The sequence below is a fragment of the Ensifer sesbaniae genome (assembly GCF_013283665.1).
Classification (GTDB): domain Bacteria; phylum Pseudomonadota; class Alphaproteobacteria; order Rhizobiales; family Rhizobiaceae; genus Ensifer; species Ensifer sesbaniae.
Map to the genome: position 1 here is coordinate 1,014,532 of NZ_JABEKU010000002.1, position 26,222 is coordinate 1,040,753.

Below are 26,222 nucleotides of genomic sequence, written 5' to 3' on the forward strand. Positions count from 1 at the left end.
GGTCGGTGATCCATGTCCTCCCAAATGAAGCTTGGACCGGTCTCTTGTTCACCGCACTTCTGATTGAACAACTGCTCAACGGGCTGCAGCTCGGTGTGATGCTGTTTCTGATGGCCGCCGGCCTGACGCTGATCTTCGGCGTCATGGGGTTGATCAACCTCGCCCACGGCTCGCTCTACATGATCGGCGCCTTCGCCTGCGCCACCGTCGCCGCGGCCACCGGCTCCTTCTGGATCGGGCTGATCGCCAGCCTAGCGGCCGCCGCCGGCGTCGGTGCGATCATCGAAGTCGCGGTCATCCGCAGGCTCTACGACCGTGATCATCTCGACCAGGTGCTCGCGACCTTCGCGCTGATCCTGATCCTGTCCGAAGGTGCCCGCTGGCTCTTCGGTTCGTTCCCGCTCTATCTCGACATACCGCTTTTGCTGCAGGGCGCGGTGCCGCTCCCGGGCGGCGGCCAGTATCAGCTCTATCGCCTGGCGATCATCGGCGTAGGCATCGCAGTGGCTGTCGGTCTCTATCTGCTGATTTCAAGGACGCGTCTCGGCATGCGCATCCGGGCGGGCGAGTCCGACCGCGAGATGATCGGGGCGCTCGGCGTCGACATCGGCACGCTTTACACGGTCGTCTTCGCGCTTGGCGCAGCGCTCGCGGGCCTTGCCGGCGCGCTCGTCGGCGCGCTGCAATCGGTGCAGGTCGGCATGGGCGAGCCGGTGCTCATCCTTGCCTTCGTCGTCATCGTCATCGGCGGCATCGGCTCCATCAAGGGCGCGCTGGTCGGCGCGGTGATTGTCGGCGTGGTCGATACGATGGGCCGCTTCCTGCTTCCCTCGCTGCTGGCGCTCACCATGCCCGCGTCGCAGGCGACGACGATCGGCGCCGCACTCGCTTCGATGCTGATCTATGTGGTCATGGCGCTGATCCTCGCCTTCAGGCCGAGCGGCCTGTTTGCGGCGCAAGCGTGAGGTCCCGATGAGCCGCGAAACCACCGTCAACCTGCTTCTCGCCCTTCTGCTTCTCGGCACACCGCTTCTGGCCGCCGGCCTGGGCGAACCCTTCTACGTAACGCTCGCGACCCGCGTCACCGTGCTGGCGCTCGCTGCCGTCGGCCTCAATCTCGCGCTTGGGCTCGGTGGGCTGCTCTCCTTCGGGCACGCCGCCTTCTTCGGCCTCGGCGGCTACGTCGCCGGCATCCTCGCGACGCATGCCTTCAATGCAGAACCGCTCTTCGCCGACATTCCGGCCACGACGTCGATGCCGCTCATTTGGGTAACGGCCGCTGCGGTCGCCGGACTCGTGGCGCTGCCGATCGGTGCCGTCAGCCTGCGCACATCAGGCGTCTATTTCATCATGATCACGCTCGCCTTCGCGCAGATGATCTACTATTTCGCGATCTCCTGGCCGGCCTATGGCGGCGAAGACGGGCTCTCCCTGTCGATGCGCAACGCCTTTCCCGGCGTCAACACCGCCAAGCCCCTGCCCTATTTCCTGATCTGTTATGCTGCACTCATGGCCGCACTTCTTCTGTTCCGCGCGATCGAGGGTTCGCGCTTCGGCAGCGCGCTGCAGGCGGCAAGGCAGAACGGAACCCGCCTTGCAGCCGTCGGCATCGCGCCCTTCCATATCCGGCTCGTCGCTTTTGCGGTCTCGGCGATGATCACGGGCCTTGCCGGGGCGCTTTATGCCGATCTCAACCGCTTCGTCGGCCCCTCGATGCTGTCCTGGCACATGTCGGGCGAACTGATCGTGCTGATCATCCTCGGCGGCAAGGGCCGGCTGTTCGGCCCGGTCGCCGGCGCGATGGTCTTCGTCTTCTTCGAATATGTGCTCGGCGGCATCACCGAACGCTGGCAGTTCTTCCTCGGCCTGATCCTTCTCGGCATCGTGCTCTTTGCCCGCGGCGGATTGCTGGGTCTCCTCTCCGGAAAGCCGCGCCATGTCTGAGCCCGTTCTCGAAATCCGCGATCTCCGCAAATCCTTCGGTGCCCTCAAGGCCACCGACGGGGTGAGCCTCGATCTTCGCCCGGGTCAGATCCACGCGCTGATCGGCCCGAACGGCGCCGGAAAAAGCACACTGATCCACCAGATCGCCGGTTCGCTCAAGGCCGACAGCGGCACCATCCGCTTTCTTGGAGAGGACATTGGCAACCTCGACATGGCCGCCCGCGCCAGACTCGGTCTTGCACGCAGCTTCCAGATCTCCTCGCTGGCGCAGGAGTTTTCAGCACTTCGCAACGTCATGCTGGCGGTGCAGGCGCGGCAGGGCAGCAGCTTCCGCTTCTTCCGCCAGGTGACCCGCGACAAGGACCTGACTGAGCCGGCGATGGCGATGCTCGAACGCGTCGACCTCGCCGCGCGCGCCCATGTGCCGGCGGCAGAACTTTCTCACGGCGAACGCCGGCAACTGGAGATCGCGATCGCGCTGGCGCTTGCGCCGAACGCGTTCCTCCTCGACGAGCCTATGGCCGGCATGGGACCGGAGGGCTCGAAGCGGCTGACCACGTTCCTCGACGGCTTGCGCCATGAGGCACCGATGCTCTTGGTGGAGCACGACATGGACGCGGTCTTCGCGCTCGCCGACCGGATATCCGTGCTCGTCTATGGTCGCATCATCGCGTCAGGCACGGTCGATGAGATCCGCAGCGACCCGGAAGTGCGCCGGGCCTATCTGGGAGAAGCCGCGTGAGCCTGCTCGAAATCAAGGGCCTCGAAACCTTTTACGGGGCTTCCCAGGCGCTTTTCGGCGTCAATCTCGATGTGCGGCAGGGCGAGGTGGTCGCGCTCATGGGCCGCAACGGCATGGGCAAGACGACGACGATCAATTCGATCCTCGGCCTCGTGCGCCCACGCGCCGGCGCCATCTCCTTCGCCGGCAAGGCGATCTCCGGCATGCGCCCGCACCGGATCGCCAGGCTCGGCCTTGGCCTCGTACCCGAGGGGCGGCGCTGCTTTCCCAATCTCACCGTCATGGAAAACCTCATAGCCACGGCGCGCGGCAGCGCGTGGAGCTTCGAGAAAGTCATCGCCCTCTTTCCCCGCCTCGGCGAGCGGCACGACCAGTATGCCAACACGCTTTCGGGCGGCGAGCAGCAGATGCTCGCCATCGGCCGGGCGCTGATGACCAATCCCAGCCTTCTCATTCTCGACGAGGCGACCGAAGGGCTGGCGCCAGTCATCCGCCAGGACATCTGGTCGGCGATCCGCACGCTGAAGGAGGCGGGACAGTCGATCCTGGTGGTCGACAAGACGCTTTCGGAACTGCTGCCGGTGGCCGACCGCTGCTTCGTCCTGGAAAAAGGCGCGGCGGTTTTCGAGGGGCCACCGTCCGCGTTGACTCCTGAGCTTCAGGACCGCTATCTCGGCGTCTGAGTTCTGGTCAGGCTGCGGGAATGCCGCCGCCGAGCACCACGGAATAGGCCGCCGCGTCGATGTTGCCGCCGGAGATCACGCAGACGACGTTTCCCTTGAGGTCCGGCCGCGCGATCGCGGCGGCGAGCGAGGCAGCGCCTGCTCCTTCGGTGACGATCTTCGCCTTCTTAAACAACAGCCGCATCCCATCGGTCACCTGAGCCGGGCTGACGGCAATCGCCCCATCGATCAACTCGCGTGCGACCGGCCAAAGCTTAAGCACCAACGACGGCGCGCCAATGCTCTTGATGAACGAGGGGCGCATTTCCACCGTCACGATCCGTCCTGCCGCAAGGGCGGCGCAAACCGGGGCAGCGCTGTCATCCTCGACCGCAAAGACACGGCGGCGGTCGGAAGCGATCTTGACGGCACTTGCGACCCCAGTGGTCAAGCTGCCACCGCCATAGGGAGTGAGCACCACGTCGACATCGGGCAAATCCTCGGCGATTTCCATGCCGATGGAAGCGTTGCCGGCAAGCACCGCCTGATCCGTCACCGGATTGATCAGCAGTTCCGGCGCGTCCGGCCGGTCCGCGCCGGTGATGTAATCCCACCACGTTTCTCGGGTGACGAAGCGCACCTCGCCGCCAAGCGCGCGCACGCCCTCGATCTTGGTCTGCGGCGCGCCGCGATACATGTAGGCAACCATCGGCGCGCCGACGAGGCGTGCAGCCCAGGCCATGCCATAGGCCATGTTGCCGGAACTGGTGACCGCCACGCCCTGCCGCAGAGCCGCGGGATCGCGCGACAAGACTGCGTTCAGCGCCGGGCGAAGCTTGAAGGCGCCGATCGGAGACAAAGTCTCCAGTTTCAAGAAGATCTGCCGGTTGGGAAGTCCGAGGTCGAGCCTGACCAGCGGCGTGCGCTTAAAGTGCGGCGCAATGCGCTGGCGGGCTTCGGCGATTTCATTCGGGGTCGGACGGTGTGGCGCAGTCATTGCTTAAGTCCCCCGTTTTCCGTCCGCTCACCTTCGGGCACGATGGCCCCGAACCAGTCCGCTGCTGGGCGGCGACCTTAATCTGCGCCTGAACAGAAGCTGCGGGCGAAATGCCGCCCGCAGTCCGTCAGCGCCATCACTCAGGTCACGGCTGCCCGGACCGCGAAACGCGCGTCCTCCCATGCACCGGTGCTGAGGATCTCTTCCAGAATCTCAACCGCCCGCCAGACGTCGGCATAGCTCACATAGAGCGGCGTGAAGCCGAAGCGCATGGTGGTGGGCGCGCGGAAATCGCCGATGACGCCGCGGGCAATCAGCGCCTGCATGACCTCGTAGCTGTTTGGATGGCTGAACGAAACCTGGCTGCCGCGCTTCGCGCCGTCGCGCGGGCTTTCGAGCTCCAGCCCATAGGCGCCGCATTTCGCCTCGACGAGCGTGATGAAGAGATCCGTGAGCCGGATGCTCTTCTCGCGCAACGCCGCCATGTCGACCTCGTCCCAGACGTCGAGCGCGCCCTTGAGCGCGCGAAGCGAAAGGATCGGTTGCGTGCCGCAGAGGAAGCGACGGATACCCTCTCCGGCGGCATAGTGCTGTTCGAAGGCGAACGGGCGGGCGTGACCCCACCAGCCGCTCAGCGGCTGACGGATGTCGCCGTGATGACGGGTGGCCGCATAGATGAAGGCAGGGGCTCCGGGGCCGCCGTTCAGATATTTGTAGGTGCAGCCGACGGCGAAATCGACATTGGCGCCGTCGAGATCGACCGGCAGGGCGCCGGCCGTATGGCAGAGATCCCAGATGACCAGCGCGCCATGCTCCTGCGCCTTGCGGGTCAACGCCGCCATGTCACGCAACACGCCGGACTTGTAGTTCACGTGGTTGACGAGAACCACGGCGACGCTGTCGTCGATCAGGTCCTCGATCTCGGGCGCATCAACCCCTTCGAGACGCAGCGAAGCGCCGGGACGGGTCGAGACCACACCCTCGGCCATGTAAAGGTCGGTCGGGAAACTGCCGCCCTCGCTTACGATTACCGAACGATCGGGTCGCAAGGCCATGGCGGCATGCAAGGCCTTGTAGATGTTGATCGACGTGGTGTCGCAGACGACCGTCTGGCCGGCGGCGGCCCCGATCAGCCGCCCGACCCGATCGCCGAGCGCAAGCGGCATGTCGAACCAGCCTGCCGTATTCCAGCTACGGATGAGATCCTGGCCCCATTCCTCGGTCGCGGCCTTGCGCAGTTCGTCGAAGGCGGCGGTCGAGGCGACGCCCAGCGAGTTGCCGTCGAGATAGATGAGGCCCGGCGGCAGGATGAAGCGCTCGCGCATGGGGCGCAGCCAATCGGCTGCATCCATGGCCTCGATCGCAGCAAAATCAGGAACTGCATTCATGAAGGTGGTCCTTGTTTATTCGCGAACGGTTTCGCGGGCGGGTGCTGGCCCGCGGCTTCGCTTGAGGCTCGGAAGAGCCAGCATGGCGAGAACGAACAGGCCGGTCGCAAGTTTCAGATCCGGCGGCGGCATGCCGGCCGCCAGGCAGAAGGAGACCAGCTGATAGTAGACGATCGCGCCGACAAAGGGGGCTGCGAGCTGGCACAGCACATTTTGCTTGCCGACGATCGCTTCGCCGATCATCAGCGCTGCAAGTCCGTTGATCAGGATGCCAAGCCCCATGTTGACGTCGGCAAAGCCCTGCGACTGCACCATCAGCGCGCCGCTTGCGGCCGAAAACGCGCCCGCAAGTCCTACGCCGCCGATCGTCGCCAGCCAGACATTGATGCCTTGCGCTTCCGCCATGTCGGGGTTGGCGCCGACGGCGCGCACCGCCGTGCCCTTCTCCGTCCGGAAGAAGTGATAGAGCAGGAAGAAGACGATGAGCGCGATCATCCCGGCGACGACGATCTTGCTCGCCGGGAAGCCCGGCTGCAGCCCCGGCGCCCAGTCGAAGACCGTCGAAGCGCCGAAGACCGAGAGGTTCGATCGGCCCATGATCCTGAGATTGATCGAATAGAGCATCGTCATCATCAGGATGCCGGCAAGCAGCGTGTGGATCCGGAACCGAAGATGAATGAAGGCCGTGCAGCAGCCGGCGACGAAGCCGGCGACGAGCGCGATGGCGATTGCGGCAAGCGGCGACATGCCGGCCGCCATAAGGACGCCGCAGACGCAGCCGCCAAGCGGGAACGCGCCTTCGCTGGTCAGATCCGGAAAGCTCAGCATGCGGAACGGGATCATGATCCCGAGCACGACGAAGGCGAGGATCAGGCTCTGCGCCAGCGTCACGGGAACGAGCGAGATGAAGCTCGCCAGGGTGTTTTGAAGAATATCCATGGTCGTCAGCTCGCCAGGAACATGCGGTCGGTTTTGACGGAGAAATGGCCGATCAGGTCCGGCACCGTCGTCTGGGCCTTGTCCTTGCCGTCGATTTCGAGACGCACACGCCCGGCATCGAGCATGATGACCTTGTGGCCAAAGTCCACCGCGTGCTGCATGTTGTGCGTCACCATCAGCGTCGTCAGCTTCAAGGCTTCGACCGCGCGGATCGTCGCCTGCATGACGATATCGGCGGTGCGCGGATCAAGGGCCGCGGTGTGCTCGTCGAGCAGCAGCAGTTCCGGTTCGCCGCCGACCGCCATGATCAGGGACAGCGATTGCCGCTGGCCGCCGGAGAGCAACTCCACCCGCGTGTCGAGACGGTTTTCAAGACCAAGCCCCAGCAGCGACAGTCGTTCCCTGTAGGCGGCAAGCCGCGTCGCATTGAGCCCGCGGCGTAGGGTGCGCTTGTTGCTGCGAAGCTCCGCAAGCAGCATGTTTTCCGCGACCGTCATGCTGGCGGCGGTGCCGCGCATCGGGTCCTGAAAAACGCGGGCAAGCCGCATGGCACGCTTGTGGACGGGCATTGCCGTAACATCGTCGCCGTTGATGACGATCTGGCCTGAATCGAGCACCAGCGCGCCCGAGATGGCATTGAGCATGCTGCTCTTGCCGGCGCCGTTCGAGCCGATGACGACGCCGAACTCGCCTGTAGCAAGGCTGAGGTCGAGGCCGTCAAGCGCGACCTTTTCGTCCGCCTGCCCCTTGTAAAAAACCTTGCGGGCCGATCTGATTTCCAGCATTGGCTCCCCCTAACCATGGCGTGACGGCGCTCTTGGCGCCGTCACTGTTGAGACCAACTGGAAATCAGTCGACCACGCAGTTGCACTCGCCAGCGAGCGCCGCTGGTACTTCGATACTGAAGGCGGCCGTCGCCTTTTTCGAGATGAGCGGTGCGTGATCTTCATAGGCCGGACGCGACGGCGCGATGGTTTTCGGGTCCGTGCCTTTGAGGATCTCCGCTGCAATCTTGCCGGCATTGACGCCGACCTGCTCGTAGTTGACCGCAAAGCTTGCCGGCACGACGCCATCGCGGACGGCGCCGTCGTCGGAATTGACGATCGGGATCTGCGCCTGGCGTGCGGCCGCCGAAACGGCGCCGATCGCCGGCTGCAGCAGGTTGGACGCGGGCGTGTAGATCACATCGGCCTTGCCGGCGAAGGAGGCGATGCGTTGCTGGATGTCGTTGACGTTGTCGACGCCGACCTCCACGACCTCGAAGCCGGCGGCAGGGGCTGCTTCCTTGATCTTGTCGAGCAGGGCGGTGTCGTTCGCTTCACCTGGATTGTAGGGCACGCCGAAACGCTTGGCTTCCGGCAAGAGCTTACGGGTAAAGGCCATGACGGCGGCCACGTCCTGAAGGTCCGTCGCGCCGGTCATGCCATCATCGCCCGCCTCCCAGGACGGAACGAGCTTCGCGGCAACCGGATCAGTAACGGCGGAGAAGACGACCGGAATACCGGAGCCGGCAAGCGCCTTCTTGGCGATCTGCGAGACGGGCGTGGTGATCGTGTAGACCAGCTTCGGCTGTTCGGCCTGCAGCTTGGCAATCATCTGCGGCACGAGCGAAGCGTCGAAGTTGGTGTGGCTCTCGGTGTAGACGACATCCTTGCCTTCGACGAAGCCGTTTTCAGCCAGCGCCTTCTTGAAGCCGGCGATCGACGCGTTCAACTGCGGATGTTCGCCGAAATTGGCGATCCCGATGCGGATCGGATCGGCGGCAGCCGTTCCCAGTCCCCATGCCATTGCGCCGGCGACGACCAACCCTGAAAGCCAAGTGCTCTTGCTCATAATCCCTCCCAGAACTTGACGAGCGTTACCGCCCTCCTCGGCGGCGTGCGGGGATGATGGCGAGGGTCGGAGTTCTTGTCAAACAAATATATATATTTTCACAATCGAGGCGTAACTATATATATTTGTATCGATCCGATGCGGACGCTAAGGGAATGTGATGCAGGACCACGAACAGTCGACCAAGACGGAATCGGCCTACCGGTTGCTACGCCGCGACATTCTGGCGACGCGGCTGAAACCCGGTGCGCCAATGAAGCTGAGCGCGCTGCGCGAAAGCTATGGGATCGGCTGGACGCCTCTGCGCGAGGCACTGTCGCGTTTGGAGGCAGAGGGCCTCGTCACGGCGATCAGCAATCGCGGCTTTGCCGTCGCACCGGTGTCACGCGAGGAGCTGGATGATCTCACCCGCGCGCGCCTCGCGGTGGAAATGCCGCTGTTGATCGAGTCGATCGAAAACGGTGACAGCGCATGGGAATCCGCCGTCGTCACGGCGCACTATCGGCTGTCCCGCTGCAAGGTCTCCGTCGAGCACTTCTCCGAAAGCGAGGTCGACGAGTGGGACGAAAAGCACGCCGGTTTCCATGCGGCACTGATCAGCGCGGCGCAGTCGAACTGGCTCGCGCGCTTCCAGGCGACGATCTCCGACCAGCTTCGGCGCCACCATCGTTTCTTAAGCCTTGCCCCGACGATGAGGGCTGCCGCCGGCATGAGCGAGGGCTATGAGGAGGCCGTCGCAGCCTTGCAGGACGCCATGGCGATCAAACATCACACCGAGCTCATGGAGGCGGCACTCGATCGCGACATCGAGCGCGCCAAGGTGCTGATGGCGGACCACATCGGCTTTACGGTCAACGTCTATGTTCAATCCGAGGACGGCGGGCGCGCCTCGGTTTCCACGCGACAGACAGCGCCGGGGCTTGCGTCCAAATGACGGCCCATGACAGCCTGTCCAAGAACCGCAAACGCCTTTAAAAAGCAAAAGCAGGAAGAGCCTGCCGATTTGCGCAGGGTTAGAAGCGGACATTGGGAATGATGGGTGAAGACAAGTTCGACACTTCGCCGGAATGGGTGGATGGTGAGACCAAGGCGCTCGAGGCTCCGGGCGATCACCGCGCCGAGCTGAGGCTCTGGCTGCGCCTGCTGACCTGCTCGACGCTGGTCGAGAGCGAGATTCGCCGCAGGCTCCGGGAAGAATTCGACTCGACCCTGCCACGCTTCGACCTGATGGCCCAGCTCGAACGCGCGCCCGACGGCATGGTGCTTGGCGAAGTCTCGAAGCGCATGATGGTTTCGCCCGGCAACATCACGGTGCTGGTGGAGCGCTTGACCGAGAGCGGCCACATCAGCCGCACGACGCTTCCGACGGATCGGCGCGTGCAGGTCATCGCGCTGACGCCCTTCGGCCGTGCCGAATTCGAGAAGATGGCAGCAACGCATGCCGATTGGATCTCCGAGCTGTTTGCCGGTGTTTCGCCGCAGGACAGCAGCGTGCTGATGGACGAGCTTGCCAAGCTCAAGCGGTCCATTATCGCCGCACTGGCGCGCAATAGCTGAGGCACTCGCCCTTCCCTCCCCCTCGAGAACTTCCGAAATGACACGACGTCTCCGCGTCGTCTTCGACGCGCGCGCTGGCGTCGCATTTGCCCAAACAATTTTAAGCTTGAAATTTCTCCCGAACGAGTCCAACCTGTTCCCAGCAGTCCGGGATGACGGTCGACGGCATCTCGACGGCGACACGCGCGGCCGGAGCTCGGGAGGAGAACCATATGCGGATCGTCTGTATCGGTGGCGGGCCGGCGGGCCTGTATTTTGCGCTTTTGATGAAGCGCCAGCACCCGGAACACCACGTCACCGTTGTCGAGCGGAACCGCGCCTTCGATACCTTCGGCTGGGGCGTCGTCTTCTCCGATCAGACCATGCAGTCGATGCGGCAATGGGATCCGGAGACGGCCGAGGCGATCGAGGTCTCGTTCAACCACTGGGACGATATCGAGCTGGTCTTCAAGGGCCGCAAGATCCGCACGACCGGCCACGGTTTCGTCGGCATCGGCCGCAAGAAGATGCTCAACATCCTCCAGAACCGCTGCCTCGAACTCGGCGTCGAGCTCCTGTTCGAGCGGGACGTCGAAAGTGACGAGCAGTTTTCCGATGCGGACCTGATCATTGCTTCCGATGGTGTCAACTCGCGAATTCGCAACAAATATGCAGACGTCTTCCGACCCGACATGGTCGTTCGGCCGAACCGCTATGTCTGGCTCGGCACGAACAAAAAGTTCGACGCCTTCACCTTCGACTTCCAGCGCACCGAACATGGCTGGTTCCAGGCACATATCTACCGCTTCGACGAAAATACCTCGACCTTCATCGTCGAGACCACCGACGAAGTGTTCAAGGCCCATGGCCTCGACCGGATGGACCAGGACCAGTCGATCGCGTTCTGCGAGAAGCTCTTTGCCGAAACCCTCGACGGCCACAGGCTGATGACCAATGCGCGGCACCTGCGCGGCTCCGCCTGGCTGAACTTCGGCCGCCTGATCTGCGAGAAGTGGAGCCACTTCAACGGCCGGAGCCACGTCGTCTTGATGGGCGACAGTGCCCACACCGCCCACTTCGCCATCGGCTCGGGCACCAAGCTTGCCATCGACGATGCGATCGAGCTCACCCGGCAGTTCGACATCCTCGGCCACGACAAGGCCAATATCCCCGCGGTGCTCGCTGCCTATGAGGAGGTGCGCCGCGTCGATGTGGCCCGCATCCAGAATGCGGCCCGCAACGCGATGGAATGGTTCGAAGTGGTCGGCACGCGCTATGCCGACACGCTGGAGCCCGAACAGTTCATGTATTCGATGCTGACCCGCTCGCAGCGCATCAGCCACGAAAACCTTCGCCTGCGCGACAAGCACTGGCTCGAAAGCTTCGAGCGCTGGTTTGCCGAACGCGCCGGCGTCGAGCCGGCCGCAAACGGGGCGGTCCCGCCGCCGATGTTCACGCCATTCCGGCTCCGCGGCCTGACGCTCAAGAACCGCATCGTGGTTTCGCCAATGGCGATGTATTCGGCGACCGACGGCGTGCCGAACGATTTTCACCTGGTGCATCTCGGCGCACGCGCCATGGGAGGGGCTGCTCTCGTCTTCCCGGAAATGACCTGCGTCTCGGCCGATGCCCGCATCACGCCCGGATGCCTGGGGCTCTGGAACGACGCGCAGACATTAGCTTTCAAGCGCATCGTCGACTTTGTGCACCAGCAAACCCCCGCCAAGATCGGCATCCAGCTCGGCCACGCCGGGCGCAAGGGCGCTACCAGGGTGCCATGGGAGGGGATCGACCAGCCCTTGAGCGAGGGCGGCTGGCCGCTCATTTCCGCGTCCGCCCTGCCCTATCTTAAGCATTCCGACACGCCGCGCGAAATGACCCGTGCCGACATGGACCGCGTCGTGGCCGACTTCGTGCGGGCCACCGAGCGCGCCCGCGATCTCGGCTTCGACATCCTCGAACTGCACGCGGCGCACGGTTACCTGCTGTCGAGTTTCCTGTCGCCGCTCACCAATCTGCGCACCGACGAATATGGTGGCGATCATGCGGCGCGAGCCCGCTTCCCGCTCGAAGTCTTCCGCGCGGTCCGCAAGGCGTGGCCAGATGACAGGCCGATGTCGGTGCGCCTCTCGACGCACGACTGGCACGAGGGCGGCAACACACCGGAGGACGCGGCGATCTTCGCCCGTCTGTTCAAGGAGGCCGGCGCCGACATGATCGACTGCTCGTCCGGTCAAGTGGTGAAGGAAGAAAAGCCGATTTATGGCCGGCTGTTTCAGACGCCGTTTTCCGACAAGATCCGCAACGAGATCCAGGTCCCGACCATCGCCGTCGGGGCGATTTCCGAGGCCGACCACGCCAATTCGATCATCGCCGCCGGTCGCGCCGACCTCTGCGCGATAGCGCGTCCGCATCTGGCCGACCCCTCCTTCGTCATGCATGAGGCGGCAAAGATCGGCTATGACGGCCAGCCCTGGCCGAAGCAGTACCACTCCGCCCGGGCGCAATATGTGAACAATCTGGCGCGTGCGGCGACTTCGGCGGGCAAGCCATGAGCAAAAGGCACGCCCTCGTCACAGGCGCCGGCAGCGGCATCGGCAAGGCGATCGCGCTGGCGCTCGCCGCCGAAGGCCATGTCGTCAGCCTCGCCGGACGCCGCGCTCTGCCACTCGAAGCCGTACGGGACGAAATCGTCGCTGCGGGCGGACAAGCCTTTGTCCGCGACGGCTTCGATGTGACCAACCCGGAGGCCGTTGAGCAGGGCATTGCGGCCGCGATCGCTGAAGCCGGAGACATCGCCGTTCTCGTCAACTGCGCTGGCGAGGCACCCTCGACCCCGTTCGAGAAGACCGATCTCGCACTCTGGCAGCGGGTGCTCTCGATCAACCTGACCGGGGTCTTTCTCGTGACGCAGGCAGCCCTTGCCTCGGTTCGCCGCGCCGGCAACGGCCGGATCGTCAATGTTGCAAGCACCGCGGGCCTTACCGGCTACGCCTATGTTTCCGCCTATTGCGCCTCGAAGCATGGCGTCATCGGCCTGACGCGCGCACTGGCGCTCGAGCTTGCCCGGACCGACGTGACCGTCAATGCCGTTTGCCCCGGGTTTACCGACACGCCGCTGATCGACGGCGCGCTCGATACGATCAGCGAAAAGACCGGTCGTTCGCGCGAGGAAGCCCGTGCCAGCCTTGCCCGATCCAACCCGCAAGGGCGCCTGGTGACACCGGATGAGGTGGCCAACACCGTCTCCTGGCTCGTATCGGAAAAGGCAACCGCGATTACCGGCCAGGCGATCGCCGTTGCCGGCGGCGAAGTTCTTGGAGGATAGAAATGACAAACCCGATGCAGGCCAAGAAGCGCGCCTTCAAAGACCACAAGGCCAAACACTTCCTGTTCGAAACGGATGCCGACGGCAGGGTTGCGACGATCACGCTCAACCGCCCGGCAAAGAAGAACCCGCTGACCTTCGAGAGCTACGAGGAACTTTGCGATCTCTTCCGCTCACTCGCCCGCGCCAGCGACGTGCGCGCCGTGGTGTTGACGGGCGCCAACGGCAACTTCTCCTCGGGCGGCGATGTCTTCGAGATCATCGAACCGCTGACGCGCATGTCGATGCCCGATCTCCTGGATTTCACCCGCATGACCGGCGAACTGGTCCGCCAGATCCGCGCCTGCCCGCAGCCGGTCATCGCTGCGGTCGACGGTATCTGCGCCGGCGCCGGGGCGATCCTGGCGATGGCTTCCGATTTCCGCTTGGCGACACCGGAGGCGAAGACCGCCTTTCTCTTCACCCGTGTCGGGCTGGCGGGTGCCGACATGGGCGCCTGTGGCATTCTTCCCCGCATCATCGGCCAGGGCCGTGCGACAGAACTGCTTTTCACCGGGCGGGTGATGACCGCGACGGAGGGACATGCCTGGGGCTTCTACAACGCGCTGCACGAGCGCCCGTCGATGCTTGGCGAGGCGCAGAAGTTCGCGCGCAGCATCGCCGACGGCCCCTGGTTCGCCCATGCGATGACGAAGAAGATGCTCGACCAGGAATGGGCGATGGGCATCGACCAACTGATTGAATCGGAAGCCCAAGCTCAGGCGATCTGCATGGCGACCGGGGACTTCCGCCGCGCCTTCGAGGCCTTTGCCGCCAAGGCGAAGCCGGAATTCAAGGGGAACTAAGCATGGGGTCCCATGATACGGTTCTGGGCTCACCGACACGCGACCATCTCGACTGGCCGTTCTACGACGACAGCCACCGCGCGCTTGCCGCCGAGCTGGATGACTTCGTAGCCCGTGGCGGCCTCGGCGAAATCGATCATGCAGACGCCGATGCCGCCTGCAAACATCTGGTCGCAGCGCTGGGCAGCGCAGGCGTGCTTCGCCATTGCGTGCCGAAAGCCTTCGGCGGCGTGAGCGAAGACATCGACAGCCGCGCGCTCTGCCTCATTCGCGAGACCCTTGCCTATACCGACGGCCTTGCCGACTTCGCCTTCGCCATGCAGGGGCTCGGCACCGGCGCGATCAGCCTTTCCGGCCCCGAGGCGCTGAAGCGGACGGTTCTGCAGAAGGTCGCCCGCGGCGAGTGGATTTCCGCCTTTGCGCTTTCCGAACCCGAGGCGGGATCGGATGTGGCGGCCATGGCCTGTGCAGCGCACCGCGACGGTGATCACTTCGTGCTCGATGGCGAGAAAACCTGGATCTCGAACGGCGGCATTGCCGACGTCTACACCGTCTTTGCCCGCACCGGCGAAGCGCCCGGCACACGCGGCATTTCCGCCTTCGTGGTTTTCGCCGACACGCCCGGCTTCACTATCGCCGAACGCATCGAGACGATCGCGCCGCATCCGCTTGCTCGGCTCCGCTTCGACAATTGCCGCATCCCGGCCTCGCAGCTTCTCGGGTCCCCTGGTGAAGGCTTCAAGATCGCCATGCGCACGCTCGACATCTTCCGCCCGTCCGTCGCGGCGGCCGCGATCGGTTTTGCCCGCCGCGCGCTCGACGAGGCGGTGGCGCATGCAAAGAACCGCAAGATGTTCGGCGCGACCCTTGCCGATCTGCCGACGGCGCAAAGCACGCTTGGCGAGATGGCGACCGCAATCGACGCTGCAGCACTTCTCACCTGCCGCACAGCGTGGCAACGCGACGTGCGGAAGCGGCCGACGACGCGCGAAGCGGCGATGGCCAAGATGACCGCGACGGAGAACGCGCAATGGGTCATCGACCAGGCTCTGCAGCTCTTTGGCGGTCGCGGCGTGCGCGTCGGCGAAATCACCGAACGGCTCTATCGCGAGATCCGCGCGCTCAGGATCTACGAGGGCGCGACCGAGGTTCAAAAGCTCATCATCGGCCGCGAGCTGATGAAGGGCCGATCATGAAGGGGATGTCGAACATGCATGGTTCGAAGGCGTCATTCGACTGGCAGGATCCATTCAACCTGGATGCGCAGTTAACCGAGGAAGAACGCATGGTGCGGCGCACCGCGCAAGGCTATGCCGAAGATCGGCTGGCGCCGCGCGTGCAGGAGGCCTTCCGCCACGAAAAGACCGACCCGTCGATCTTCGCCGAGATGGGCGAACTCGGCCTGCTGGGGCCGATGGTGTCAGAGGCGTATGGCGGGGCCGGCCTCAACTATGTCTCCTACGGCCTGATCGCCCGCGAGATCGAGCGCATCGACAGCGGTTACCGCTCGATGATGAGCGTGCAGTCGTCCCTGGTGATCGTGCCGATCTACACATTCGGCAGCGAAGACCAGAAGCGCAAATACCTGCCTGGCCTGATTGCCGGCACCAAGATCGGCTGCTTCGGCCTGACCGAACCCGACCATGGCTCCGATCCCGGCTCGATGATCACCAAAGCCGCCAAGGTCGATGGCGGTTATCTGCTCTCCGGCTCCAAGACCTGGATCTCCAACGCCCCGATCGCCGACGTCTTCGTCGTCTGGGCAAAAACCGCCGATGGCGCGATCCGTGGCTTCATCCTCGAAAAGGGATGGAAGGGTCTGAGCGCACCGGCAATCCACGGCAAGGTGGGTCTGCGGGCATCGATCACCGGCCAGATCGTCATGGACGAGGTCTTCGTTCCGGACGAAAACATGCTGCCTGGCGTAACCGGTTTGAAAGGCCCCTTCACCTGCCTCAACTCCGCCCGTTTCGGCATCGCCTGGGGCGCCCTTGGTGCAGCCGAGTCCTGCTACGAGACGGCACGCCAATACGTGATCGACCGCAAGCAGTTCGGCCGGCCGCTTGCCGCCAATCAGTTGATCCAGAAGAAACTCGCGGACATGGCGACGGAGATTGCTCTTGGTCTCCAGGGGTGTTTGCGCCTCGGACGGATGAAGGAGGAGGGAAATCCGCCGGTCGAGCTAACGTCGATCCTCAAGCGGAACTCCTGCGGCAAAGCGCTGGAGATCGCCAGGATCGCGCGCGACATGCTCGGCGGCAACGGCATTTCGGACGAGTTTCCGGTGGCCCGCCATCTCGTCAATCTCGAAGTGGTCAACACCTATGAGGGCACGCACGACATCCACGCACTGATCCTCGGTCGCGCCATCACCGGCATCGCCGCTTTCGCGAACTGAGGTCGGATCCATGTTCAGGACCAAGAGACCGCTGCGTTTCGGAGACTGCGATCCCTCGGGGATCGCCTATTTCCCGTCCTACCTCAACATCCTCGTCGGAGTGACGGAGGACTTCTTCGCGTCGCTCGGCTTTCCCTGGAAGGCGATGAACGACGAGCGGCGGATCGGCGTGCCGACGGTGCGCCTCGATCTTACCTTCGTTCGCCCCGGCTTCCAGGGCGACGAGCTCGATTTTGCGCTGGCGGTCCGTGGTATCGGCCGGTCGTCGCTCGATATGGAGCATAGGGTCTCGGCGAGAGACACCGTGCTTTGGACGGCGAAACAGCGGGTCGTTGCCACCTCGCTCGACAATCACGCTTCTTTTGCATGGCCGGACGACATCCGCGCCGCGCTGACACAACATCTGGAGACGACCGATGCACACCATCCTGCAACCTGAAGGTTGGGCAAAGCCCATCGGCTATGCCAACGGCGTGGCTGCAACGGGCCGCACCGTTTTCGTCGGCGGCCAGATTGGCTGGAACGCGCAGTCCGAGTTCGAGACCGACGATTTCGTCGAGCAGGTGCGCCAGACGCTGAAGAACGTCGTCGCGGTGCTCGCCGCCGGCGGCGCCGAGCCGCATCACATCACCACGATGACCTGGTACTTCACCGACAAGCAGGAATATGTCGGCAACCTTCGCGGCATTGGCCAGGCCTATCGCGAGATCATCGGCCGGCATTTCCCGGCCATGGCCGCGATGCAGGTGGTGGCGCTCGTCGAAGACCGCGCCAAGATCGAGATCCAGGCCACCGCCGTCGTTCCTGATTGAGACTTGCCGACATGGCTGAGATCCGATTTTCCGAGAGCGTTTCCGCCCGCCTTGAAGCGGGTGTCCTCGTCGTCACCATCGATAACCCGCCCGTCAATGCGTTGTCCGCGCATGTTCGCTCCGGCCTGGTGGCGGCGCTCGATCATGCGGCCAATCTTCCAGCGGTCGCAGGCGTCGTGATCACGGGCGCCGGCAACACCTTCATCGGTGGCGCCGATATCAGGGAGTTCGGCAAACCACCGATCGAGCCGACGCTTCCGGAGGTGATCGAGCGTATCGAGACATTCGGCAAGCCAGTCGTCTCGGCCGTCAATGGTGCGGCCCTTGGCGGCGGCTGCGAGGTGGCGCTCGCCTGCCATGGCCGCGTTGCCGGCGGGAAAGCATCGTTCGGTCTGCCCGAAGTCAAACTCGGCCTTGTCCCGGGCGCCGGCGGCACGCAGCGCCTGCCGCGTCTGATCGGCATGATCGCGGCGATCGATCTCATTGGTACCGGACGGGCCGTCAAGGCAGCCGAATCTGTTACGCTTGGCCTTGCCGACAGCATTGCCGCCGATCCGGTAGATGCTGCATTGGCTTTTGTGCAGGCCCATGTCGGCAAGCCGCTCCGTCGGACCGGCATGATCGCCGTTCCCTCGGCGGACGCCGCTGCAATCGGCGCAGCGGAAGCAAAGGTCCTGGCAAAAGCCCGGGGCCAAGCGGCTCCCGCCGAGGCGGTTCGCCTCGTCAAGGCGGCCGGCGAAGTCGACCTGAAACAAGGGCTGACTGAGGAACGGGCAAGCTTCCTGCGTTTGCGTGATTCAGCAGAGTCCGCGGCGCTCCGGCACGTGTTCTTTGCCGAGCGCGCCGCCGGCAAGGTCGAGGGACTCGACACGGTATCGCCCAGGCCGATCGAGACGGTCGGCGTGGTTGGCACGGGGCTGATGGGATCCGGTATCGCCGTTTCCGCCCTGGTCTCCGGCTATCGCGTGGTGGCACTCGAGCAGACGGAAGAAGCTGCCGCCAGCGGGCGGGCACGCATTACCGAGACCCTCGACAGGACCGTGCGCTCCGGACGGCTGACGGTGGCCGGCCGCAACGACTGCCTCGCGCGGCTGCGGACAACCACAGAAGCGAGAGACCTCGCGAAAGCCGGCCTCGTCATCGAAGCGGTGTTCGACGATATCGAGGTCAAGACGGAACTGTTTCAGAGGCTCGACGGCATCGTCGCCCCCAGCGCCATTCTCGCAACCAACACCAGCTACCTCGACCCTGATGCGATTGCCGCGGCGACAGTCGATCCCTCGCGCGTTGTCGGCCTGCACTTCTTCTCGCCCGCCAACGTCATGCGGCTCGTCGAAGTCGTCGATTGCGCCAGGACAGCGCCCGGCGTGCTGGCGACGGCCCTTGCCTTCGTCAAACGCCTCGGCAAGCTGCCGATCGTTTGCGGTGTGACCGAAGGTTTCATCGGCAACCGCATCTTCTCCGCCTATCGCCGCGAGGCGGAGTTCATGCTGGAGGATGGGGCACTGCCGCAGGAGATCGATGCCGCGCTCGAGGCCTATGGTTTTCCGATGGGGATCTTCGCCGTCAACGACATGGCCGGGCTCGAGATCGCCTGGGCGCGCCGCAAGCGCCAGGCGGCGACACGCGACCCCGCCGCGCGTTATGTCGAGATCGCTGACAGGCTCTGCGAAGCGGGACGTCTCGGCCGCAAGAGCGGGCGCGGCTGGTACGCCTATCCCGATGGCGAGCGCACCGCCGATCCCGAGGTTACGGCGGTGATCGAAGCGGCGCGAGCGGTGAAGAACATCACGCCGCGCGATTTCACCGCGGACGAGATCATGAGCCGGCTTTTGAAGGCGATGGCCGACGAGGGAACGGCCCTGCTGGCAGAAGGCATTGCCGCGCGTCCCGGCGACATCGATCTGGTGCTGATCAATGGCTACGGCTTTCCCGCGCACAAGGGCGGGCCAATGTTCGCCGCAGAGCAAAGCAAGGACAAATCCCATGGGTGAAGCCTATATCGTCGGCGGCGTCCGCACCCCCATCGGCCGTTATGGCGGCGCGCTCGCGAGCGCGCGCCCGGACGATCTTGCGGCCCGCGTGATCCGCGAGGCGCTGGCGCGTGTTGCGTCCGTGCCGGCCGAAGCGGTCGACGAGGTCGTGCTCGGCTGTGCCAACCAGGCGGGCGAAGACAACCGCAACGTCGCGCGCATGGCCTCCTTGCTTGCGGGATTGCCGGATACGGTTGCCGGAACGACGATCAACAGGCTCTGCGGCTCCGGGCTGGATGCAGTCGGCTATGCCGCCCGCGCGATCCGGCTCGGCGAGGCGGAGGTCGTTGTCGCCGGCGGCGTCGAGAGCATGTCGCGCGCGCCCTTCGTCATGCCGAAGGCCGAAGGCCCGTTCCAGCGCAGCACCGAGATCCACGATACGACCATCGGCTGGCGCTTTCTCAATCCCGTCATGAAGGACCTCTACGGCATCGACTCCATGCCGGAGACGGCTGAGAACGTCGCCGCCGAGTTTTCAATCTCGCGGGCCGACCAGGATGGTTTTGCGCTGCGCAGCCAGGCGCGTGCCGCGGCCGCACAAAAGAGCGGCCGGTTCGCCCGCGAAATCGCTCCCTACGCGATCAAGGGACGCAAGGGTGAGACGACGCTCGTCGAAGGAGACGAGCATCCGCGCGAAACGACGATCGAAAAGCTTGCCGGCCTGCCGACGCCGTTCCGCGTCAATGGCTCGGTGACCGCCGGCAACGCCTCCGGCGTCAACGATGGCGCGGCCGCGCTCATCGTTGCCTCCGCCCGCGCCGTCGAGCGCTACGGCCTTCGGCCTCTCGCACGGGTCGACGGGATGGCAACCGCGGGTGTTGCGCCGCTCATCATGGGCATCGGCCCGGTCTTTTCCACACGCAAGCTCCTGGAGCGCTTTGGCCTTGGCATCGGCGACATCGATATCGTCGAACTGAACGAGGCCTTCGCGGCGCAGGCTCTCGCCTGCATGCGTCAACTCGGGCTTGCCGACGATGCGCCCCACGTCAATCCGAATGGCGGCGCCATCGCGCTCGGCCATCCGCTGGGCATGTCCGGCGCGCGCCTGGCGCTGACGGCGGCATTGGAGCTCGAGGCGCAAGATGCGAAGCGTGCGGTCGCCACCATGTGCATCGGCGTCGGACAGGGCATCTCGATGCTGCTGACGCGGCCGTGACGCCCGCTTCCCGGAACATCGATGTCCAACGGCCGACCCGACCGCCGGGCGGCCGAGGCGAACCGCCTTCCGTTCGCGCCCGATTGCGCGGGCGGGAGGTACGTTCCACGGCCAGCACCTCGCGTGCAGAGGCGCGCCATCGACGCTCAGAAATAGCGTCCATAAGTTTACGCCCCCGTTACCAAATCCAGCCACCATCCTGTCAGGCATGATGCCGAGGGGAGAGCAATGATGGGCTATGATTGGGATGGCGCACGCGGGCGCCGCATGAAGATCGTGCGCTTTGGCACGGCCGTCGCTTTGGCTGCCCTTTTGGTATCGGTCGCGGCACAGGTCGTGACCCGGGCGATCTGAGCGTCGCAAACGGTTGAGCCTGTGCGGTGCACCGAAGGTGCAGATCTTTCCGGATGCCGAGATCAACAGTCCGGGATCTCGTTCTTGAGATCAAAAATCCCACCGTCCACGGCTCAGCTCCTGCATCGCAACCGGTGAAAGCCGGCGTGCCGGCTTTGCAGCGGCGAACGAAGCTGATACGTTCCATTTTTGTTCCGAGTCATCTGCTTCGCGCGGCGAGTCTGCGGCTACGAAGCGGAATCCGTGAAGTCTTTCAAAGAGATGAAACGGCGCGAGGAATTGGGGAATCTTGCTGACAACGCCTGGACACGAATGAGCGCCGCCTATCTCGAAAAACTGAACGACCGCCAGCGCGAGGCGGTGGTGCATGGTGTGGGATTGCCGCAAGGCGAAGTCGGCGGCCCTCTGCTGATCATCGCCGGTGCCGGTTCGGGCAAGACGAACACGCTCGCCCACCGGGTGGGACATCTGATCGTGAATGGCGCGGACCCGCGCCGCATCCTGCTGATGACCTTTTCCCGCCGCGCCGCCGCGGAAATGACGCGCCGGGTCGGGCGCATCTGCCGCCAGGTGCTCGGCGATAATGCCGCCGTCATGACCGATGCGCTTTCCTGGACCGGCACGTTCCACGGGATTGGTGCGCGCATCCTCAGGATCTATGCCGAACAGATCGGCCTCGACCCGGATTTCACCATCCATGATCGCGAAGACAGCGCCGATCTCATGAACCTCGTCCGCCACGAGCTCGGCTTCTCCAAGATGGAAAGCCGCTTTCCGACAAAGGGCACATGCCTTGCGATCTATTCGCGCGTTGTGAATTCGGACAGCTCGATCATCGACGTGCTGAAGACGGCCTATCCCTGGGCCACGAGCTGGGAACAGCAACTGAAGGAACTGTTTGCCGGCTATGTGGAGGCCAAGCAGGCGCAGAACGTGCTCGACTACGACGATCTGCTTCTCTACTGGGCGCAGATGGTTTCCGATGCGGAACTGGCGCAGGACATCAGCAGCCGATTCGAACATATCCTGGTCGATGAATATCAGGATACGAACCGCCTTCAGGCCTCGATCCTGCTGTCGCTCAAGCCCGAGGGCCATGGCCTGACGGTCGTCGGCGACGACGCCCAATCGATCTATTCCTTCCGGGCCGCGACGGTCCGCAACATCCTCGATTTCCCGAGTGCGTTTTCGCCGCAGCCGGCCGACGTCATCACGCTCGATCGAAATTATCGCTCGACCCAGCCGATTCTTGCGGCCGCCAATGGCGTCATCGGGCTTGCGCGGGAGCGGTTCACCAAGAACCTCTGGACGGACCGGCAGTCGGAGCAGCGCCCTCAGCTTGTCACCGTCAAGGACGAAACGGATCAGGCCGCCTACATCGTCGAGCAGGTTCTTGCCAACCGTGAGGTCGGCATGGCGCTGAAGCAGCAGGCAGTGCTGTTTCGCTCTGCCAACCACAGCGGCACGCTCGAAGTCGAGCTTACCCGCCGCAACATTCCCTTCGTGAAGTTCGGCGGCCTCAAGTTTCTCGACAGCGCCCATGTCAAGGATCTGCTGGCAACCTTGCGGTTCGCGCAGAACCCGCGTGACCGGGTCGCCGGCTTCCGTCTGTTGCAGATGCTGCCCGGAATCGGCCCACAGACCGCGGGCAAGATCCTCGACGCGATCGCCGCCGATCCGGAGCCGCTCGCAGCGCTCGCAGAAATCCCGGCGCCACCGAAGACCGGAGAAGATTGGGCAAGCTTCGTCGATCTCGTTTGCGCCCTCCGCAAAGCCGACACCGGATGGCCGGGAGAAATCGCGACGGCGCGGGCCTGGTACGAACCCCACCTCGACCGCATCCACGAAGACGCCGAAACGCGCAAGGCCGATCTCCTGCAGCTCGAGCAGATTGCCGGCGGCTACCAGAACCGGGAACGATTCCTGACCGAATTGACGCTGGATCCGCCGGACGCCACCAGCGACCAGGCAGGCCTGCCGCTGCTCGACGAGGACTATCTGATCCTCTCGACCATTCACTCGGCCAAGGGACAGGAATGGCGCTCGGTCTTCATGCTCAATGTCGTCGACGGCTGCATTCCGTCCGACTTGGGCGTCGGCACGACGGCCGAGCTCGAAGAGGAGCGGCGGCTGCTTTATGTCGGCATGACGCGGGCGCGCGACCACCTCGCGCTGGTGACGCCGCAGAGGTTTTTCACCTACGGCCAAAACAGCCAGGGCGACCGGCATGTTTACGCGTCAAGAACCCGCTTCATTCCAGCGACGCTGCTGCAGTTCTTCGAGACGACGAACTGGCCGAAGATCTCGGCGGCCGCCGGCGAACGCAGCGCCAAGCAGATCCGCATCGATGTCGGAGCCCGGATGCGCTCCATGTGGAAGTGAGGACGAGCCCGCGACCGCGATCCGCAGGAAACGGCGCGTATTTCAGTATGTTCCTGCGTCTCACGGATGGTGCAGTACGCTCATTCCGCCATCGACCGTGAGGCAGGTGGCGTTCATGAACGGGCACTCGTCCGAAATCATGAAGAGTGCCGCCTTGGCGATTTCCTCCGGCGTGGCGATGCGGCCGCCGGGATGGAGCTTCATCGTTTCCGCCTCCGCCGCGACCGGGTCCGGAAAGCTGTTCCAGTAATCCACGACCTTCTGAGTCCTGACATATCCCGGTGCCAGTGCATTCACCCGCACGGCCTGGCCGGCATATTCCAGCCCCAGCGCCTTGGTCATGCCGAGAAGCGCATGCTTGGCGACGGGGTAGGGAAAGGTGTGCGGAATGATGGTGAAGGCGTGGGTGGAGGCGATGTTGAGGATGACGCCGCCGCCGGCCGCGATCATTCCCGGCAGCACCGCCTTGCTGCAGTTCCACGCGCCCTTGAGATTGATGTCGAAGCAACGCTGCCAATCAGCATCGGAGAGTTTCAGCGGCTCGAAGAACGCGTTGATGCCGGCATTGTTGACGAGTGCATTCGGCTGGCCGATCTCACGGGCGGCAGTGGCGACCGCTTGCTCGATGGCATCCGCATCGGTGATATCGGCCGCGGTGTAGCCGACCTTTCCGCCCGTCGCGCGCAGCCGCACGGCCTCGTTCGCCAGCAGATCGCCGTCGCGGTCAATGAGGAAGAGGCTCGCGCCTTCCGCAAGGAAGGTCTCGGCGATGGCGAGGCCGATGCCCTGTGCCGCACCGGTGATGACGACGCGCTTGCCCTCGAGACGACCCGCCATGTCCGCGCTCCTCACCACTCGGCGACGCTGCCGTCGGCATGGCGCCAGATCGGATTACGCCAGCGATGACCTTCCTTGGCCCGTTCGACGACATATTGTTCGTCCACTTCGATGCCGAGGCCGGGGCCTTGCGGGATCGACACGAAACCATCCGCGTAGTGGAACACTTCCTTATTCGAGATGTAGTCGAGGATATCGTTGGCCTCGTTGTAGTGGATGCCGAGGCTCTGTTCCTGGATGAAGGCGTTATAGCTCACGGCGTCGACCTGGAGGCAGGCGGCCAGCGCGATCGGTCCGAGCGGGCAATGCGGCGCCAGCGCCACGTCATAGGCTTCCGCCATCGCCGCGATCTTGCGGCACTCGGTAATCCCTCCCGCATGCGAAAGGTCCGGCTGCAGGATGTCGACATAGCCGTCTGACAGCACCGACTTGAAGTCCCATCGCGAATAAAGCCTCTCGCCAAGAGCGATCGGGGTCGAGCAATGGTTGGCGATTTCCTTCAGCGCCTCGCGATTTTCCGAAAGCACCGGCTCCTCGATGAACATCAGGTTGAAGGGCTGCAGTTCCTTCGCCAGCACCTTGGCCATCGGCCGGTGCACGCGGCCGTGGAAATCGACGCCGATGCCGATATGCGGGCCGATCGCCTCGCGGATCGTCGCGATGGTTTCGACCGCCTTTTCCACCTTCTCCCAGGTGTCGACGATCTGCATTTCCTCGCAGCCATTGAGCTTGATGGCCTTGAAGCCGCGGGCGACGACGTCGCGGGCATTGTTGGCGACATCCGACGGACGGTCGCCGCCGATCCAGGAATAGACCTTGATACGGTCACGCACCTGACCACCAAGCAGCGCATGGATCGGCTGACCATAGGCCTTGCCCTTGATGTCCCAGAGCGCCTGGTCGATGCCGGCAAGCGCGGACATATGCACCGCGCCGCCGCGATAGAAGCCGCCGCGGTACATGACCTGCCAATGATCTTCGATCAGCAGCGGATCCTTGCCAATCAGGTAGTCCGAGAGTTCGTTCACCGCCGCTTCCACGGTCAGCGCACGCCCCTCGACGACCGGCTCGCCCCAGCCGACGATGCCCTCGTCGGTCTCGATCTTTAGGAACAGCCAACGCGGCGGGACGATGTAGGTCGTGAGCTTGGTGATTTTCATGGTGCGATATCCGCTGGGTGCAAGAAGGCGGCGACGGCCGCAAGGAAAAAGGGTCAGCGCGCCGAAGGGGCGGGCCGGTGACGTTCGACGGCAAGCTTGAGGTCGCGGGCCGCAAGGTCGAGCATGCGCATCGAACAGTCGCGCGCCCGTGCCTTGTCGCGCAGGCGCAGCGCCTCGACCAGCTCGCCGTGAATATCGACAGCTTCGTCACGACGATCGGCCACTTCGTTGGAAGCATGCAGCGAGAACTTCAGCGCTGCCTGGATGATGCCGACCAGCTGCAGAAAAACCTGGTTGTGGCTGGCTTTGAGCAGGCAGGTATGAAAGGCGACGTCGGCGTCGGTGAAACCGATCAGATCCCGCTCGCCGTCACGCATCCCCTGCCAGGCGCGCTCGAGATCGGCGATCTCCTGCACGGTCGCGCGCTCGGCTGCAAATTCCGCCGCTGCCGGCTCGATCGCCCGGCGCGCCTCCAGAATGCAGTTCAACAGATCGAATTCGAAGATGCGTTCACCGATCCATTCGAGCACCTGAGAATCGAGGATGTTCCATTCGTCCTTGTTGCAGACGATCGTGCCGACCCGGGAACGGCCGCGCACCATTCCCTTCGATTCCAGCACCTTCAGGGTCTCGCGGATCACGGTCCGGCTGACGCCATAGCGATCGCAAAGATCGTTTTCGCGTGGAAGGAACGAACCGACCGGGAAGATATCGGCGCAGATGTCCGAGGCGATGGCGCGCGTCACATTCTTTTGAACGCGGGGGCGGCGCTGGCCGCGCTCCTCAATGGCACTTTGGTCCTGCTGCTCTTCCACCGCCACTTTTCCTCTCCCCTCGCATCTCCTCGTCGCTGAATAGCGCAGACGCCGGAACGCA

At 64.2% G+C, this 26,222-nt stretch carries 25 protein-coding genes; 17 read left to right on the plus strand and 8 right to left on the minus strand.

Annotated elements, in window-relative coordinates:
• Positions 1–44: 44 nt before the first annotated feature.
• The 4 genes from BHMPCIPO_RS22415 to BHMPCIPO_RS22430 are packed head-to-tail and all read left to right on the plus strand — an operon-like array spanning position 45 to position 3,369.
• Positions 45–965, plus strand: a complete 921-nt coding sequence (locus BHMPCIPO_RS22415) for a branched-chain amino acid ABC transporter permease (RefSeq protein WP_173519027.1) — start codon at positions 45–47, stop codon at positions 963–965.
• A gap of 7 nt (positions 966–972) precedes the next feature.
• The gene (locus BHMPCIPO_RS22420; protein ID WP_173519028.1) at positions 973–1,944 is read left to right on the plus strand and encodes a branched-chain amino acid ABC transporter permease; all 972 of its coding nucleotides are present in this window, start codon (positions 973–975) and stop codon (positions 1,942–1,944) included.
• Positions 1,937–2,686, plus strand: coding sequence for an ABC transporter ATP-binding protein (locus tag BHMPCIPO_RS22425; protein ID WP_173519029.1), 750 nt, complete (start codon positions 1,937–1,939; stop codon positions 2,684–2,686). Before BHMPCIPO_RS22420 ends, BHMPCIPO_RS22425 begins: the two co-directional genes overlap by 8 nt.
• Positions 2,683–3,369, plus strand: a complete 687-nt coding sequence (locus BHMPCIPO_RS22430) for an ABC transporter ATP-binding protein (RefSeq protein WP_173519030.1) — start codon at positions 2,683–2,685, stop codon at positions 3,367–3,369. The genes BHMPCIPO_RS22425 and BHMPCIPO_RS22430 overlap by 4 nt, the downstream gene beginning before the upstream one ends.
• A gap of 7 nt (positions 3,370–3,376) precedes the next feature.
• Here the strand turns inward: BHMPCIPO_RS22430 and BHMPCIPO_RS22435 are convergent, their stop codons facing one another.
• The 5 genes from BHMPCIPO_RS22435 to BHMPCIPO_RS22455 all read right to left on the minus strand — a co-directional run bounded on the left by BHMPCIPO_RS22435 (position 3,377) and on the right by BHMPCIPO_RS22455 (position 8,505).
• Positions 3,377–4,345: a threonine ammonia-lyase gene (locus BHMPCIPO_RS22435; protein WP_173519031.1), complete on the minus strand. Its 969-nt coding sequence runs from the start codon at positions 4,343–4,345 to the stop codon at positions 3,377–3,379.
• Between the two features lie 140 nt (positions 4,346–4,485).
• Entirely contained in the window at positions 4,486–5,733 is a 1,248-nt protein-coding gene (gene kynU, locus BHMPCIPO_RS22440; protein WP_173519032.1) for a kynureninase, read from the minus strand.
• 15 nt (positions 5,734–5,748) lie between these two features.
• The gene (locus tag BHMPCIPO_RS22445; RefSeq protein WP_173519033.1) at positions 5,749–6,672 is read right to left on the minus strand and encodes an ABC transporter permease; all 924 of its coding nucleotides are present in this window, start codon (positions 6,670–6,672) and stop codon (positions 5,749–5,751) included.
• A gap of 5 nt (positions 6,673–6,677) precedes the next feature.
• Positions 6,678–7,457 (minus strand): ABC transporter ATP-binding protein, encoded by a 780-nt coding sequence (locus tag BHMPCIPO_RS22450; protein WP_173519034.1) that lies wholly within the window; start codon positions 7,455–7,457, stop codon positions 6,678–6,680.
• A gap of 64 nt (positions 7,458–7,521) precedes the next feature.
• The gene (locus BHMPCIPO_RS22455; RefSeq protein ID WP_173519035.1) at positions 7,522–8,505 is read right to left on the minus strand and encodes an ABC transporter substrate-binding protein; all 984 of its coding nucleotides are present in this window, start codon (positions 8,503–8,505) and stop codon (positions 7,522–7,524) included.
• A gap of 160 nt (positions 8,506–8,665) precedes the next feature.
• On the opposite strand from BHMPCIPO_RS22455, the gene BHMPCIPO_RS22460 reads away from it, so the two are divergent.
• The 13 genes from BHMPCIPO_RS22460 (at position 8,666) to BHMPCIPO_RS22515 (ending at position 23,349) form a co-directional block, all read left to right on the plus strand.
• Positions 8,666–9,439 (plus strand): GntR family transcriptional regulator, encoded by a 774-nt coding sequence (locus tag BHMPCIPO_RS22460; protein WP_173519036.1) that lies wholly within the window; start codon positions 8,666–8,668, stop codon positions 9,437–9,439.
• Positions 9,440–9,537: 98 nt separating this feature from the next.
• Positions 9,538–10,062, plus strand: a complete 525-nt coding sequence (locus tag BHMPCIPO_RS22465; protein WP_246304504.1) for a MarR family winged helix-turn-helix transcriptional regulator — start codon at positions 9,538–9,540, stop codon at positions 10,060–10,062.
• Positions 10,063–10,274: 212 nt separating this feature from the next.
• Positions 10,275–12,596 (plus strand): bifunctional salicylyl-CoA 5-hydroxylase/oxidoreductase, encoded by a 2,322-nt coding sequence (locus BHMPCIPO_RS22470; protein WP_173520141.1) that lies wholly within the window; start codon positions 10,275–10,277, stop codon positions 12,594–12,596.
• The gene (locus tag BHMPCIPO_RS22475) at positions 12,593–13,369 is read left to right on the plus strand and encodes an SDR family NAD(P)-dependent oxidoreductase (protein ID WP_173519037.1); all 777 of its coding nucleotides are present in this window, start codon (positions 12,593–12,595) and stop codon (positions 13,367–13,369) included. Before BHMPCIPO_RS22470 ends, BHMPCIPO_RS22475 begins: the two co-directional genes overlap by 4 nt.
• 2 nt (positions 13,370–13,371) lie before the next feature.
• Positions 13,372–14,214 (plus strand): enoyl-CoA hydratase family protein, encoded by an 843-nt coding sequence (locus BHMPCIPO_RS22480; RefSeq protein ID WP_173519038.1) that lies wholly within the window; start codon positions 13,372–13,374, stop codon positions 14,212–14,214.
• Positions 14,215–14,216: 2 nt separating this feature from the next.
• Positions 14,217–15,410, plus strand: coding sequence for an acyl-CoA dehydrogenase family protein (locus BHMPCIPO_RS22485; protein WP_173519039.1), 1,194 nt, complete (start codon positions 14,217–14,219; stop codon positions 15,408–15,410).
• Between the two features lie 14 nt (positions 15,411–15,424).
• Complete coding sequence (locus BHMPCIPO_RS22490) at positions 15,425–16,612, plus strand: acyl-CoA dehydrogenase (RefSeq protein ID WP_173519040.1); 1,188 nt, start codon at positions 15,425–15,427, stop codon at positions 16,610–16,612.
• Positions 16,613–16,622: 10 nt separating this feature from the next.
• Entirely contained in the window at positions 16,623–17,051 is a 429-nt protein-coding gene (locus BHMPCIPO_RS22495) for an acyl-CoA thioesterase (RefSeq protein WP_173519041.1), read from the plus strand.
• On the plus strand, positions 17,029–17,424 hold the full coding sequence (locus BHMPCIPO_RS22500; RefSeq protein WP_173519042.1) for a RidA family protein: 396 nt from the start codon (positions 17,029–17,031) through the stop codon (positions 17,422–17,424). The genes BHMPCIPO_RS22495 and BHMPCIPO_RS22500 overlap by 23 nt, the downstream gene beginning before the upstream one ends.
• An 11-nt stretch (positions 17,425–17,435) precedes the next feature.
• The gene (locus BHMPCIPO_RS22505; RefSeq protein WP_173519043.1) at positions 17,436–19,418 is read left to right on the plus strand and encodes a 3-hydroxyacyl-CoA dehydrogenase NAD-binding domain-containing protein; all 1,983 of its coding nucleotides are present in this window, start codon (positions 17,436–17,438) and stop codon (positions 19,416–19,418) included.
• On the plus strand, positions 19,411–20,613 hold the full coding sequence (gene pcaF, locus BHMPCIPO_RS22510) for a 3-oxoadipyl-CoA thiolase (RefSeq protein ID WP_173519044.1): 1,203 nt from the start codon (positions 19,411–19,413) through the stop codon (positions 20,611–20,613). Before BHMPCIPO_RS22505 ends, pcaF begins: the two co-directional genes overlap by 8 nt.
• Before the next feature lie 231 nt (positions 20,614–20,844).
• Complete coding sequence (locus BHMPCIPO_RS33505) at positions 20,845–20,967, plus strand: hypothetical protein (protein ID WP_282439093.1); 123 nt, start codon at positions 20,845–20,847, stop codon at positions 20,965–20,967.
• Between the two features lie 312 nt (positions 20,968–21,279).
• Entirely contained in the window at positions 21,280–23,349 is a 2,070-nt protein-coding gene (locus BHMPCIPO_RS22515; RefSeq protein WP_173520142.1) for an ATP-dependent helicase, read from the plus strand.
• A 60-nt stretch (positions 23,350–23,409) separates the two neighbouring features.
• Here BHMPCIPO_RS22515 and BHMPCIPO_RS22520 read toward each other — a convergent pair whose 3' ends face one another.
• The 3 genes from BHMPCIPO_RS22520 to BHMPCIPO_RS22530 are packed head-to-tail and all read right to left on the minus strand — an operon-like array spanning position 23,410 to position 26,161.
• Positions 23,410–24,186: an SDR family oxidoreductase gene (locus BHMPCIPO_RS22520; RefSeq protein ID WP_173519045.1), complete on the minus strand. Its 777-nt coding sequence runs from the start codon at positions 24,184–24,186 to the stop codon at positions 23,410–23,412.
• Positions 24,187–24,197: 11 nt separating this feature from the next.
• Positions 24,198–25,346, minus strand: coding sequence for a galactonate dehydratase (gene dgoD, locus BHMPCIPO_RS22525; RefSeq protein ID WP_173519046.1), 1,149 nt, complete (start codon positions 25,344–25,346; stop codon positions 24,198–24,200).
• A 53-nt stretch (positions 25,347–25,399) separates the two neighbouring features.
• Positions 25,400–26,161 carry a FadR/GntR family transcriptional regulator gene (locus BHMPCIPO_RS22530; RefSeq protein WP_247958784.1) on the minus strand — a complete coding sequence of 254 codons (762 nt, stop codon included), beginning with the start codon at positions 26,159–26,161 and terminating at the stop codon, positions 25,400–25,402.
• Positions 26,162–26,222: the final 61 nt, after the last annotated feature.

Bases quoted from the DNA above. Each gene is read 5' to 3' on its own strand.
- BHMPCIPO_RS22485 (WP_173519039.1), top strand. From the start codon at position 14,217: ATGGGGTCCCATGATACGGTTCTGGGCTCACCGACACGCGACCATCTC.
- BHMPCIPO_RS22445 (WP_173519033.1), bottom strand. From the start codon at position 6,672: ATGGATATTCTTCAAAACACCCTGGCGAGCTTCATCTCGCTCGTTCCC.
- BHMPCIPO_RS22475 (WP_173519037.1), top strand. From the start codon at position 12,593: ATGAGCAAAAGGCACGCCCTCGTCACAGGCGCCGGCAGCGGCATCGGC.
- BHMPCIPO_RS22505 (WP_173519043.1), top strand. From the start codon at position 17,436: ATGGCTGAGATCCGATTTTCCGAGAGCGTTTCCGCCCGCCTTGAAGCG.
- BHMPCIPO_RS22460 (WP_173519036.1), top strand. From the start codon at position 8,666: ATGCAGGACCACGAACAGTCGACCAAGACGGAATCGGCCTACCGGTTG.
- BHMPCIPO_RS22490 (WP_173519040.1), top strand. From the start codon at position 15,425: ATGCATGGTTCGAAGGCGTCATTCGACTGGCAGGATCCATTCAACCTG.
- kynU (WP_173519032.1), bottom strand. From the start codon at position 5,733: ATGAATGCAGTTCCTGATTTTGCTGCGATCGAGGCCATGGATGCAGCC.
- BHMPCIPO_RS22420 (WP_173519028.1), top strand. From the start codon at position 973: ATGAGCCGCGAAACCACCGTCAACCTGCTTCTCGCCCTTCTGCTTCTC.
- BHMPCIPO_RS22435 (WP_173519031.1), bottom strand. From the start codon at position 4,345: ATGACTGCGCCACACCGTCCGACCCCGAATGAAATCGCCGAAGCCCGC.
- dgoD (WP_173519046.1), bottom strand. From the start codon at position 25,346: ATGAAAATCACCAAGCTCACGACCTACATCGTCCCGCCGCGTTGGCTG.
- BHMPCIPO_RS22500 (WP_173519042.1), top strand. From the start codon at position 17,029: ATGCACACCATCCTGCAACCTGAAGGTTGGGCAAAGCCCATCGGCTAT.
- BHMPCIPO_RS22450 (WP_173519034.1), bottom strand. From the start codon at position 7,457: ATGCTGGAAATCAGATCGGCCCGCAAGGTTTTTTACAAGGGGCAGGCG.
- BHMPCIPO_RS22425 (WP_173519029.1), top strand. From the start codon at position 1,937: ATGTCTGAGCCCGTTCTCGAAATCCGCGATCTCCGCAAATCCTTCGGT.
- BHMPCIPO_RS22515 (WP_173520142.1), top strand. From the start codon at position 21,280: ATGAGCGCCGCCTATCTCGAAAAACTGAACGACCGCCAGCGCGAGGCG.
- BHMPCIPO_RS22470 (WP_173520141.1), top strand. From the start codon at position 10,275: ATGCGGATCGTCTGTATCGGTGGCGGGCCGGCGGGCCTGTATTTTGCG.
- BHMPCIPO_RS22480 (WP_173519038.1), top strand. From the start codon at position 13,372: ATGACAAACCCGATGCAGGCCAAGAAGCGCGCCTTCAAAGACCACAAG.
- BHMPCIPO_RS22495 (WP_173519041.1), top strand. From the start codon at position 16,623: ATGTTCAGGACCAAGAGACCGCTGCGTTTCGGAGACTGCGATCCCTCG.
- BHMPCIPO_RS22455 (WP_173519035.1), bottom strand. From the start codon at position 8,505: ATGAGCAAGAGCACTTGGCTTTCAGGGTTGGTCGTCGCCGGCGCAATG.
- BHMPCIPO_RS22465 (WP_246304504.1), top strand. From the start codon at position 9,538: ATGATGGGTGAAGACAAGTTCGACACTTCGCCGGAATGGGTGGATGGT.
- BHMPCIPO_RS33505 (WP_282439093.1), top strand. From the start codon at position 20,845: ATGGGCTATGATTGGGATGGCGCACGCGGGCGCCGCATGAAGATCGTG.
- BHMPCIPO_RS22520 (WP_173519045.1), bottom strand. From the start codon at position 24,186: ATGGCGGGTCGTCTCGAGGGCAAGCGCGTCGTCATCACCGGTGCGGCA.
- pcaF (WP_173519044.1), top strand. From the start codon at position 19,411: ATGGGTGAAGCCTATATCGTCGGCGGCGTCCGCACCCCCATCGGCCGT.